This window comes from Corynebacterium striatum ATCC 6940 (assembly GCF_000159135.1).
In the GTDB taxonomy this organism is placed as follows: Bacteria; Actinomycetota; Actinomycetes; order Mycobacteriales; family Mycobacteriaceae; genus Corynebacterium; species Corynebacterium striatum.
The window spans coordinates 346,357-357,794 of the sequence record NZ_GG667523.1 but is presented as its reverse complement, the minus strand read 5'-3'; the positions used below and the strand labels follow the sequence as shown (position 1 = coordinate 357,794).

Genomic DNA, 11,438 nt, shown 5'->3' with positions numbered 1-11,438 from the left:
TGATCCCGATAAGGTCAAGGACCTCTCGAAGCCAGATGCAGTGATGCTTGACGACGCCCCGGTGCCTAAGACTTGATTCCAACCTGCTCAAGGATGGTTCGCCGTGCCTGCTGCCACTGGAGGCCAGCGGGATTGGCCCATGAAAGGTGCTTAGCGTCGTCGAAGATGATGGCATCGATGTTGAGGCCACGCTGTTTGGCATAGTCGGCGAAGCGGGTGACTTCATCGACGTTGACCATCTCATCGTTTTCTCCGTGCAGCACTAGGACGCGTGCCTTTTTGTTGACGTTGTATGCCGGGGAGGCATCGAAGTAGTGCGCGGGGACTTCCTGCGGTGTACCGCCTAGAAGGGTGCGGACAAATTTGTCGTGCTGCTGGTAGGCGAGCTCCATGTCATAAACGCCAGCGATACCCACGCACTTGTCCACGGGGAAGGCCGGATGGGCACCGGGGGCGTCGGGAGCCAGCTCCGGACGCGAACAGGTCCACGTAGCAAGATTGCCGCCCGCAGAGTAGCCCGCTACCACAACGTTGTTGAGGTCGAGGGGAACATCGCTGTGGTTTGCAAGCTGCGGGATGAAGTCAATTGCCGCAGCGACGTCCTGGTAGGTCATGGGCCAGCCGCCCGGTGCATCTTCACCGTCGATGGATACGCCGCGATACTCCACGTTCCACACCGCGGCACCATGCTCCACGAGGTCATTGACAGCCGGCGCCGCTGACTGGGCAGTGGACTTCTCTTGCCATCCTCCACCGTGGAGGAACACAACTAAGGGCAGCTTTTTGCCTGGCTGCGGCTTCTTGGGTGTGACCAAGAATCCGTGTTGACGCTCATGCTCATGTGCGTAGACGAGCTTCTTGGCGGAAACTTCCGGCTTCTTAGTTTTCTGGGTAGCCGGCGCCTGCGACGCCGAGTGCTCCATACCAGATTCGCCGGAACCAGCTGAGTTATCAGCACAGGACACGCATAAACCCGCGAGCAGAGTCAGCGCCGCGGCTATAGCAGGAGTGTAACTGCGAAGAATTCCCTTTGACATTAACCGCTCCCTCTTAGCCGTGGGCCATGTTGACGAACTTGGAGTAGTGCAGCTGGTGGGCAACCTGCACCGTATCGATAGGGCCACCACGGTGCTTAGCCAAAATGATGTCAGCCTCACCCGCACGCGGATCGTCGCGGTCCTGGGAGTCAGGGCGGTAGAGCAGCATAACCATGTCAGCGTCCTGCTCCAGCGAGCCAGACTCACGGAGGTCAGCCAGCTGCGGCTTCTTATCGGTACGCGACTCAGGGCCACGGTTAAGCTGCGAAATAGCAATCAGTGGAACCTCAAGCTCCTTAGCCAAGAGCTTGAGCTGACGAGAGAACTCCGAGACCTCTTGCTGACGCGACTCGACCTTCTTACCGGAAGACATCAGCTGCATGTAGTCAAGGACGATGAGGTCGAGGCCATGCTGCTGCTTCAAGCGGCGAGCCTTCGAGCGAATCTCCATCATGGTGAGGTTGGGTGAGTCATCAATGAACAGTGGTGCATCCTGGATGCGGTTCAGGGTCTGGTCGATCTTGGCCCAGTCCTCTGTAGAGACGCGGCCACCGCGCATGTCCGTCAGCTTTACTTCTGCTTCTGCAGAAAGCAGACGCATGACGATCTCTGAGGCTGACATCTCCAAGGAGAAGATGACGGAGGTCTTGCCGTGCTGCAGGGACGCGGAGCGCATGAAGTCCATGGCCAAGGTGGACTTACCCACACCAGGACGCGCTGCCACAATGATCATCTGGCCGGCGCGTAGGCCGTTGGTGAGCTTGTCTAGATCGATAAAACCCGTGGGAACGCCGGCCTCGATGCCGTTCTGCTGTAGCATGGCGAGCTCATCAATGGTGGGGTCAATCAGCTTTCCGAGCACCTGATAGTCCTCGGTTGTCTTCTTTTGCGCCACGGCAAAGACCTCTTGCTGAGCACGGTCGAGCACGGACTCAATCTCGGCGTCCTCTGCGCCTTCGAAGCCCAACTGAACAACACGCGTGCCAGCGTCGACCAGCTTGCGAAGCACCGCTTTCTCGGCGACGATCTCCGCATAGTAACGCGCGTTTGCAGCGGTAGGCACCGTGGCTAGGAGCGTGTGCAGGTACGGCGCTCCGCCCACGCGCTCCAAATTGTTATAGCGGTCGAGGCGTGAGGCTACGATGACGGCGTCGATGTCAGTGCCGGCGGCATAGAGATCAACCATGGCCTGGTAGATAAGCGCGTGTGCCGGGTAGTAGAAGTCATCAGGCTCAAGTTCCTCGATGACCTCCATTACGGTGTTCGGGCTCAGCAGCATTGCGCCGAGGACGCCCTGCTCGGCTTCTCTGTCCGAGGGCGGCTGACGGAATTCTCCGTAGCGCTTGGAAACATCCTGCCGGTTCCGGCGATAGGGACGCTCCTCCTGGGCAGGTACGTCAGGCGCCCCTGGCGGTACGTAGTCTGCGTCATCGAAGCTTGCGTTTGTCATAAAGCAATCCACCCCATGTTCTGCTTCGCCGGCTGGCGTGAAGCACAAATTCGGACACTATCACCGCGCCCCAGCGTGACACATCTGCGAGAAGTTACCGCAAAAATGGGGGGGCTCGGCTTCTGGATTTTTAGTCTAATGCAGCCCCCTGACACGCACCCCCTGGGTATAAATCCCACAGTTATCCACAGGGTTCTGTGCAATTCCCAGGTGAGACCGACTTTCGACCCCCAAACACGTGGATATGGCTGTGGATAACTATCGCAGCACTGTGACCTGCACTTATCGTTTCCGCAGGTCAACAGCTATTTCCGGAAGTGTGAAAATGTGCACAATTTCCGTGAAGAATCCCGCTTACCTGCGTGTTATTGAGGCGACCTGCGGGTTAACAAAACGCAAATCGGAAGGGATTCCAACGTTAGTTATCCACAATTATTCAAAGTTATCCACAGTTATCCACAGTCACCCACAGCCGGCATGATGATCGGACACTCAGTGTCGGCGCACTGTCTGGGAGCACACAAAACTTCATCAAACGATTCAGCGGTGCGGCAGAAGCAGCGTCGCTGAAAACGCGCGAAGGGCCTCGGGGGCTGCCACCTCACATGGCAGGCCTCGAAGCCCTAAGCGTTGCTGTTGTCATTGTGTTCCCACTCTTAAGCGGGAACCGTCGTGCGCCTATTAGGCAGCGACGACCGAGAAGTTTACCTTGCCGAGAACGTCAGCATGCAGCTTGAGCTCGACCTGGTAGTTGCCGGTCTTCTTGACCAGGCCCTTAGGCAGAACGACGATGCGCTTGTCCAGCTTCGGGCCGCCAGCGGCCTCAACTGCGGAAACGATGTCGTCTGCAGAAACGGAGCCGAATAGCTTGCCGTTTTCAGAAGTCTTCATTGCAACCTGTACGCCAGAAAGCTGCTCGAGTTGGTTGCGGACCTCACGTGCGTGATCCAGGTCGCGGATTGCGCGAGCTTCCTGGGCGCGCTTGATGCCCTCGATCTGCTTCTCAGCACCACGGGTGGCAACAATAGCCAGGCCGCGCGGAAGCAGGTAGTTACGTCCGTAACCGTTCTTAACCTCTACAATTTCGCCTGGGGCGCCGAGGTTCTCAACGGCAGCGGTGAGGATCAGCTTCATGATCCCTGCCTTTCAATTGAGTTAGTTAATAATTGCGTGGGACAGTTTTAGAACGGTGGCTCAGCGTCTGCACCGCCGAAGCTTCCAGCTTGGGGTGCGGAGTTCCACGGATCGTTTGAAGGAGCTGACTGCTGCGACTGCTGCGGAGCGCTCTGGTTCCCACCAAAGCCGCCCTGGTTGCCGCCGCCAAAGTTGTTGCCGCCCTGATTCTGCTGCTGGCCGCCGCCGTAATTGCCACCGCCGTTACCGCCATTAGCGGACTTGCGGGTGACCTGTGCGGAAGCGTAGCGCAGGGACGGGCCGACTTCGTCAACCTCAATCTCAAAGACAGTGCGGTTTTCGCCATCGCGGTTCTGATAAGAACGCTGGCGCAAACGGCCATTGACGATTACTCGCATGCCCTTGGTCAGGGTTTCCGCAACGTTTTCTGCGGCTTGACGCCACACGTTGCAGGTCAGGAACATGGCCTCGCCATCTTCCCACTGGTTCGTCTGCGAATTGAAACGACGAGGGGTGGAAGCGACGCGGAAGTTTGCTACAGCCGCACCCGCTGGGGTGAAGCGCAGCTCGGGGTCAGCAACAACGTTGCCAACTACCGTGATTGTGGTGTCTCCCTGTGCCATGGTCTGTTCTCCTTATCGGTTACGTGGGTTCTCGAAACTCTGAAACCAGTATCCGCTATTTGCTGTCGGTGCGCAGAACCTTGGTACGCAGGATGGTGTCGTTCAGGTTCAGACGGCGGTCGAGTTCGAGAACCGAAGCGGACTCGCACTCCAGGTTAACGACGGCGTAGATGCCCTCTTCCTTCTTGTCGATTGCGTAAGCAAGACGACGCTTGCCCCAAACATCGACGTTTTCAACCTTGCCGCCATCCTTACGGACAACTTCGAGGAACTTGTCTAGGGACGGGGATACGGTGCGCTCATCCTGGTTAGGATCCAGAATAATCATGACTTCGTAGTGACGCACGGACCTCATCACCTCCTATGGTCTAGTAATTGTTTTCGGCCATATCACCTTTGCGGACATGGCAGGAGGGTACGTTGCGTCAAGCAACCTCATCACAATAGCGCATTGACCGGCCAAAAAGAAATCCCCAACGGGGGAAAGCCGTTGGGGAGAATCAGTGCTTGCGCTGTGCTTAATCATCAAGAGCCAAGCGCGGTACCGTTTTGACACTAACTACGCATCGTGGTGGCGAAGAAGATGGCACTTCCTGCTGGAATTACGGTGAGAAACAACAAGGCCAGCAGGCCCAAAAGGATGGGCCAGCGCCGATCCTCGCTGCGTTGATATAGGTAGTACGCACCCATCACGCAGCAGAATCCGAGAAAAATAGAAATTATTCCTACGACGGTGATGAGCATTAGACAAAGTCTCCAGCAAGAGGATCACGGCCACCATGTGCTGCACGTACCTTGTCCACGGACTTGCCCAGCATTTGGCGGATGATAAGAATTCCGATAATAACGATGAAGGTGTCACGGCCAATCACAAAGAGGTCGAGCAGTTCATGATCGATGCCTTTATTTTCCGCGCCCAACATGTGCCACATGAGGACTGGCCATACCATGGCGTCGACAAGCATCCAGCTCAACAACAGGCGCCAACGCGGGAGAGCAAGCAAAGCTGGAACAACCAACCAAATGGAATACTGCGGCGACCAAACCTTATTGATGAGCAAGAAGGCCATCACGATCAGGTAAATGAGCTCAGCCACACGCGGCTCGCGGCGAGCGCGCAAACCAAAGATGCCGATAGCTGCGCATCCCAGCAAGAATGCTGGCAGCGTGAAGCTATTGAGGAATTCTGGGGTGAGGCCATTTTCGGCATAGCGGTTGATCAACGCATAAATTGTGGTCCATTCAGCGCCGCGCTCTTCGTTGAGTCGGAAAAACTCACGCCACGCGTCCGGGTACTTCAACGCCACTGGAACGTTGACGACTAGCCAAGAGATTACGGTTCCGCCGAACATCGCACCGAATGGTGCCCACCTCTTGTTACGCGCCGCGAGGACAAAAAACGCGCCCAAGATAAACAACGGCCACAGTTTGAAAGCAGTTCCGAGGCCAATCAAAATACCTGCAAGCCAATTCTTACCGCGGGTCACCGCAAAGAGCGCACCGACCATAAACGCAATGGACGGGATATCCCAGTTTGTAAAGGCATGAATGACAACGAGGGGGCTCGCGGCCATGAGCATCGTATCCCATGCACGGTTTCCAGTGAGCTGGAAAACCATGTAGACCGTACCGATCCAAATGCAGGAAAGCACGAGCGCGGTGACTCCGAAATACCAACCGGCATCCGCTACGCCGAAGAACTCACCAATTGGATACGTGACTCGTGAAGTCCAACCCATCAATCCTTGGAACATACCCGCCAGAACCGGGTATTCCATGTACCTAGTCAGGTCACCTTCTTGCCACGAATACGCATAGGGAAATCCGCCTTGGTCCAAGCCGCGGCCGCCATAGAGCGGGACGATGTCGTTGTAGCAGAAAGACGTGTATTGACGGTTGCCATCCCAGTTCAAGGAAATGACTCCGTCGTCCCCTGTGCGGCTTCCTGCGCAGTTGGCCTTACTCAGAAAGCCCAGCGCGAGGAAAATCCAGGACACACCAATAATCGCGCGCAATGGCGACATCCATTGACCAGGTAAGGTGCGGGCAAAACGGCCACGCGGGCCACCGAAAAACTCGATGATGTCGTGTGCAAAAGGTTCACGATTAAGCGGAATGCGGCCTTCGGCAGAGGCGCCACGCACAGCCGAGTGGGACTTTCCAACCGTCTTCACGGTCTTGAGGGCCTCATCAGTCACGTTCCTCTCCTACGGTCTTAAAAGTTCAGCCAAGTCACCTTGACCATTAATGATGTCTTCCAGCGAAGGAACGTCTGGGGCTGGTGCCTCCGGCTGAGCAGGCGCTGCCGGAGGCGCTGCAGGCTGGTGTGGGGAAGGCGCAGGTTGTTCGCCAGGAGCAGGGGATTCTGGGTTTGCAGTCTCCTCTGGAGCATCATCGTTGTTGCCGTAACGATTGCCGTATTCCGTTGAGGAGCCATAAGAGCCCGTGTACCCGCTGCCCCAGTTCCCGCTTCCATAACGGATCGGGTATGCCGTTGGGAAGGATTGGTACTCCGAGTTAACCAAGGAAGTATCCAAGATCTGCTTCCAGATACGGGTAGGCGCATCAGAGCCATACATGATTCCGCCATAAGAATTGAAAATGGCGGAGGTGTTGTCAGCGGTACCTACCCAAACTGCCGTAGCCAGCTGCGGGGTCGAACCAATCATCCACGCGTCCTTGTTGGTTCCGGTGTTACCCAACTGAGTAGTACCCGTCTTGGACGCAGATGCGCGGCCGCCGGCCAGAGCTCCGTTAGACCAACCCGCAATAGGAAGCATTGCCTTAAGAACATTGTTAGCCACGTTGGCTGAAACTCGACGCTCACCACCGTTGTCGTTGAATTCATACAGAACTTCGCCACCGGTAGTTTCGACCTTTTGCACGAAGTGAGGCTGATGCCAAACGCCGCCGTTTGTCAGCGTCGCCATAGCGCTTGCCATGTCGAGTGGGCGAGACTGGTACTGACCCAGAACAACGCCCTCGTATGGAGCCCCACCATTTTCAGTCAATGTCTTTTCAATGCCAGGCAGAGACTTAGCAATGCCCAACGCATGCGCCATGTCGGCAGTATCCTGAGTGCCGTTTTCTAGATCCGCCTGCAGACGCAGGAACGAGGTATTGAACGAGTTCTTCAATGCCTCCGCGATGGAACAGTTACCGCAGCCGCCACCGACGTTTGTGACTACCTGAGAACCAGGGAGCTGGTACGGCGCAGAGGAGTAATACGTGTCCAGGCCGATGCCTTGCTGAAGGGCCGCCGCAAGGGCGAAGATCTTAAACGTCGAACCCGTCTGCAGGCCGGCGTTGGCATAATCCCAGCCGGTCGACTCGTGGCCGCCGAAGTAGCCGCGCACAGCACCAGAAGCAGGGTCAATGGTCACAGCCGCAGCGCGGGCATCCTCCTGCAAAGACTGCAGCTGCCCATCAACAGCCTCGGTGGAAGCATTCTGCACGTTCATGTCAATGGTCGTGGTGATTTTCAGACCGCCCGTAGCGACCTGATCCTCGGTGATGCCAACGCGTTCCAGCTCGGCAATAACCTGGTTTTTAATATGTCCGTAGGCGCCTGGCGCCTCTGTATAAGCGGAATACTCGGCAGGATCACGCGTCTGCGGGAACTGCATCTGCGCACGCTGAGTAGCGTCCAGATCGCCCATCTCAACCAAACCGTCAAGAACATAGTTCCAGCGAGCCTTCGAGCTTTCCTCGTCCACGCGCGGGTCAAGGACAGAAGGAGACTGAATAAGGCCGGCGAGCATTGCGCCTTCCTCAACCGTCAGATCCTTGGCATCTTTATTGAAGTATGCGTTGGAAGCTGCCTGGATTCCGTAGGCGTTACGACCAAAGTAGACCGTGTTGAGGTATGCCTGCAGAATGTCTTCCTTGGACCATTCGTTAGTCATCTTGATGGAATAGATAAGCTCGCGGATCTTACGCACATAGGAATACTCGTCACCAACCAGCGTGTTCTTGACATACTGCTGAGTGATTGTTGAACCACCGCCTGCGGTTGAATCACCAGTCAGCTTGCCCAAGACTGCGCGTCCCAAGCCGGTGAAGGAAAATCCGGAGTTGGTCCAAAACTCACGGTCCTCAGCAGAAAGCACAGAATCTTCGACGTAGTCGGGGACTTCATCGAGTTTGACCTGGGTGCGGTTGCCTTCTGGCGGAACCAACTTAGCCAATTGGGTGGTACCGTCCCCAGCCACAATCGTGGAAACCTGATTTGCTTGAAGCTCCTTTGGCTCAGGAACGTTGTATTGGGAGTATGCATAGGCAAAAAGGCCTGCCGGTACAGCTACCAATACCAAGGCAATTATCAGCACAATCCACGGCCAGCGACGTCGTTTGCGCTGCTTCGTGGATTTATAAACGTGACGCCCCGCTTTTTTAGGGGCAGATTCCTTTTCGGTCACTGCTTCGTGTCCTCATCAATCATGGGCGGATTTTCTTAAATAAATGCAGATTACCGGCCTCAACGGCCGAGCCAAAAACTAACCTTCATCATAGGCTGTTGCCGCACGCAATAGGTGGTTCCAACGGCATGCCGTACAAACTTCGACCCAGTGAACCGTAAATTCGAGACCGTCGGCTGCAAATTCTGCGATTTCTTCCGCATTTCGTGCGCTTCCAGCGCGACGCCCCAACTCTTCGCCATATACCCATGTGGTCAAGCACATCGGCGCTTCACACATCGGGCACCGTTTCGCCATATCGACGCCGTGGTATTCAGCCGCAGCACGCAGAAGGAAGTCGGCGTCGCAAAGCTCGCTCCTATCTACTCGGCCCGCTCGATACTCCTTGAGATGCTGGGCCCGCTCCCATTCATGAGAAATAATGTGCTTAAAAGAAAGGCTCAAAGCATCTGCCCTCCTTTTCTCTCGCTTCTCTTCCTAACAATTTTGCGGAGATGGCCTTCTTCCACCGACTTCTCAAACACTTTAATGAAAGAGATTGTTCCCTTACGCTCCCCTCAATAAATTTTCAAACCCAAAACCTAATTTTTTAGCCACCTAACTACCGTCGGCTGCAAACGGTCGCTATTATTACTTTTTATGAGTGAACAAGCCGCCGCCTCCCCCTCCAACTATGAGGACGCTCTTAACGTCGCGCGCAACATTCAACCCGCGTTGAACAAGCTAATGCTTATCTTCCAGCGCACAACCGAAGGTACGTCCCTCACCACCTCACAGGTGTCGATCATGAATCAGTTACGCCTACGGGGACCTTCCCGAGTAAGCACCATTGCGCAGGCAGAACTTATTCGAATGCCCACGGCATCTAATGCCCTATACCAATTAGAGCGTGATGGTTTCGTGGAACGACGCCGCGATGAAAAGGATCGCCGTGGCGTCCTGGTGGCTTTGACCCAGCTAGGCGAGTCAGAACTCAACATTGTCTCTCGACAACGCGCCGCAGCCCTAGCTGAGATCCTCCAGTAGCTAGAACCCTCGGATTTAGACAAAGCGCACCAGATGAGCACCTTAATTTCTAAGCTCGCAGACGTTTACCGCCCCACCATGGACTAAACTCTGGCAACCCCAGGGCGTAAATAGACCAATCTTCTTCACCGCGATCGATCCCCCGCCGCAGATTTCATTTTGTACGCTCAAGCGACTAATAATGGCACCAACAACGTCCCAAGATAGATCACCGGACTGATTGGTGCATGGCTAAGAATATCCCTTGTGAGTCGCGGGCTTCCCTCGCTAAAGAGGACCCCAACGACCCTGTTCGACTTCTAGTCTCGTGGAGCCCGTCCTCCACGGGCACGGAGGCGATCGAGTACGCAGCTTGGTTGGCTAGGTCCACCAAGGTTTGCATCAGAGTGATCTCTACTATTTCTGTGCCACGCGCCACAACAGTTTTCACCAAGCACGGCGGCAAGTACAAGAAGTGGTTTAAAAAGGAACAGGCTGAGTGCGAGCAAAGCGTGCTTGCCGCTCTCAAGGCAGCAGGAGTCGATAACTCACAGCTAGATGAGCGTCCTTCCGTCCTCCTCGCTGGACCTTCACGGCCACAACTCCTCACGGAGATGGCCACTGAATTCTGCGCGGACGCAATTTTGTTGGGAGCAAATCAGTCAGCTCCTAAGGGCAAGTTCTTTGCTGGCTCTACTGCAGACGCGCTCTTGCACTTTTCCCCCATTCCTCTCGGCCTCACGCCGCGCGACATCAAGCTTTCCAAGCATGGCGTTACACGCATCAACTTCGCCTTCACCGAGCGTGGCGACTCTGAAGACCCAGCACTGCTTCATGCAGCCCGTTTGGCAAACAGGTGGAAGTTGCCCCTACGCATCGTGGCTTTCAATGCGGAGGGACTTATTGATGCTCCTCTGCATGACTCCGTCGACATCGCTTCCAAGCTCACTAAGGGCTGGCACGAACATACGTTGGCAATGCTCGACAGAGCGCAAGACATTGTTGACCACCACTACCCCGGCCTGGAAATTTCCACCGATATTGGAACCGGGCATGGGTGGGCAGGAGCAGTTGATTCCTTGAAATGGAAGAAGGGCGACATCATGTGCATGGGTTCCTCCCCAATGGGGCCCATCGAGCGCGTGTTTATCGGCTCAGCCGCTACGGAGCTTCTCCCGCACATTCGGGTACCAGTGATGGTTCGGCCTTCCGACTCGGCACCGATTAAGGACTAGACTCCTGCGTATGAGTGCAACTGACGAGCATCCCGAAAACGATCTGACAACTGATGCGGATTATGCCAACTTGCGGCGCCCCGAGCCAGCAACGTTTGATGAACTCGCTGATGCACCTGATCCTCTTGCCGTTGCAAAAGCCAATCGCCGTTCAACGATTCAGGCAATTTACTTCATGCTGGGAATCCTCGCCGCCTCCGGGCTTTACGCACTGGTCCTAGCCCTTATTACGCGTTCCCAGGGCGGGGCGCTTTGCGACGCCTCCCTCGCCACCTGGCTATGCACCAACGGCCAGCGCCGCTTCTTTGCCTTCACTACCATAATCATCCCGTTCATCGGCATGATTGGCACGGCGCTCATCATGATTCACAAACTCAAGCGCTACTTACGTTGGCGTTCGTGGATGGCCATTTTTTGGGTGATGGCCTGCAACTTCATGTTGTGGTGCATCACCGATATCCAGATCCTGCTCGTCCCTCTCGGATAACCCAGCGCCTTCGGCGCTCCCTCAGCCAAAGCTTTCTCTAGGAGCACCG

11 protein-coding genes and 1 pseudogene are annotated in these 11,438 nt (G+C 55.7%); 3 read left to right on the top strand and 9 right to left on the bottom strand.

The features are described from left to right. Nucleotides 1-65 precede the first annotated feature (65 nt). From HMPREF0308_RS09220 to HMPREF0308_RS09180, 9 genes are all read right to left on the bottom strand, one after another. Nucleotides 66-1,037: an alpha/beta hydrolase family protein gene (locus tag HMPREF0308_RS09220; RefSeq protein WP_080548639.1), complete on the bottom strand. Its 972-nt coding sequence runs from the start codon at nt 1,035-1,037 to the stop codon at nt 66-68. Between the two features lie 13 nt (nt 1,038-1,050). Next, nucleotides 1,051-2,487, bottom strand: a complete 1,437-nt coding sequence (gene dnaB, locus HMPREF0308_RS09215) for a replicative DNA helicase (protein ID WP_005530937.1) — start codon at nt 2,485-2,487, stop codon at nt 1,051-1,053. Between the two features lie 681 nt (nt 2,488-3,168). Beyond that, a complete protein-coding gene (rplI, locus tag HMPREF0308_RS09210) occupies nt 3,169-3,621 on the bottom strand; it encodes a 50S ribosomal protein L9 (RefSeq protein ID WP_005530934.1) in 453 nt (150 codons plus the stop codon). Nucleotides 3,622-3,668: 47 nt separating this feature from the next. Then, entirely contained in the window at nt 3,669-4,244 is a 576-nt protein-coding gene (locus tag HMPREF0308_RS09205; RefSeq protein WP_005530931.1) for a single-stranded DNA-binding protein, read from the bottom strand. A 55-nt stretch (nt 4,245-4,299) separates the two neighbouring features. Next, a complete protein-coding gene (gene rpsF, locus HMPREF0308_RS09200; protein ID WP_115340964.1) occupies nt 4,300-4,590 on the bottom strand; it encodes a 30S ribosomal protein S6 in 291 nt (96 codons plus the stop codon). Between the two features lie 209 nt (nt 4,591-4,799). Further along, entirely contained in the window at nt 4,800-4,988 is a 189-nt protein-coding gene (locus HMPREF0308_RS09195; protein ID WP_005530928.1) for a hypothetical protein, read from the bottom strand. Then, on the bottom strand, nt 4,988-6,388 hold the full coding sequence (locus HMPREF0308_RS09190; protein ID WP_034657372.1) for a glycosyltransferase family 87 protein: 1,401 nt from the start codon (nt 6,386-6,388) through the stop codon (nt 4,988-4,990). The genes HMPREF0308_RS09195 and HMPREF0308_RS09190 overlap by 1 nt, the downstream gene beginning before the upstream one ends. Before the next feature lie 63 nt (nt 6,389-6,451). Continuing rightward, nucleotides 6,452-8,662: a transglycosylase domain-containing protein gene (locus HMPREF0308_RS09185; RefSeq protein ID WP_034657322.1), complete on the bottom strand. Its 2,211-nt coding sequence runs from the start codon at nt 8,660-8,662 to the stop codon at nt 6,452-6,454. A 78-nt stretch (nt 8,663-8,740) separates the two neighbouring features. Then, nucleotides 8,741-9,106 carry a DUF5318 family protein gene (locus tag HMPREF0308_RS09180; RefSeq protein WP_005530922.1) on the bottom strand — a complete coding sequence of 122 codons (366 nt, stop codon included), beginning with the start codon at nt 9,104-9,106 and terminating at the stop codon, nt 8,741-8,743. A 195-nt stretch (nt 9,107-9,301) separates the two neighbouring features. On the opposite strand from HMPREF0308_RS09180, the pseudogene HMPREF0308_RS09175 reads away from it, so the two are divergent. The 3 genes and pseudogenes from HMPREF0308_RS09175 (at nt 9,302) to HMPREF0308_RS09165 (ending at nt 11,389) form a co-directional block, all read left to right on the top strand. Continuing rightward, nucleotides 9,302-9,775, top strand: a pseudogene (locus HMPREF0308_RS09175) (MarR family winged helix-turn-helix transcriptional regulator). A 140-nt stretch (nt 9,776-9,915) separates the two neighbouring features. Beyond that, nucleotides 9,916-10,902 (top strand): universal stress protein, encoded by a 987-nt coding sequence (locus tag HMPREF0308_RS09170; RefSeq protein ID WP_005530918.1) that lies wholly within the window; start codon nt 9,916-9,918, stop codon nt 10,900-10,902. Between the two features lie 10 nt (nt 10,903-10,912). Next, nucleotides 10,913-11,389: a hypothetical protein gene (locus HMPREF0308_RS09165; RefSeq protein ID WP_005530916.1), complete on the top strand. Its 477-nt coding sequence runs from the start codon at nt 10,913-10,915 to the stop codon at nt 11,387-11,389. Nucleotides 11,390-11,438: the final 49 nt, after the last annotated feature.

What these genes read in the sequence shown, in the direction of transcription:
- HMPREF0308_RS09220 (WP_080548639.1), bottom strand. Translation starts at nt 1,037, where the DNA reads ATGTCAAAGGGAATTCTTCGCAGTTACACTCCTGCTATAGCCGCGGCG.
- dnaB (WP_005530937.1), bottom strand. Translation starts at nt 2,487, where the DNA reads ATGACAAACGCAAGCTTCGATGACGCAGACTACGTACCGCCAGGGGCG.
- rplI (WP_005530934.1), bottom strand. Translation starts at nt 3,621, where the DNA reads ATGAAGCTGATCCTCACCGCTGCCGTTGAGAACCTCGGCGCCCCAGGC.
- HMPREF0308_RS09205 (WP_005530931.1), bottom strand. Translation starts at nt 4,244, where the DNA reads ATGGCACAGGGAGACACCACAATCACGGTAGTTGGCAACGTTGTTGCT.
- HMPREF0308_RS09195 (WP_005530928.1), bottom strand. Translation starts at nt 4,988, where the DNA reads ATGCTCATCACCGTCGTAGGAATAATTTCTATTTTTCTCGGATTCTGC.
- HMPREF0308_RS09170 (WP_005530918.1), top strand. Translation starts at nt 9,916, where the DNA reads ATGGCTAAGAATATCCCTTGTGAGTCGCGGGCTTCCCTCGCTAAAGAG.
- HMPREF0308_RS09165 (WP_005530916.1), top strand. Translation starts at nt 10,913, where the DNA reads ATGAGTGCAACTGACGAGCATCCCGAAAACGATCTGACAACTGATGCG.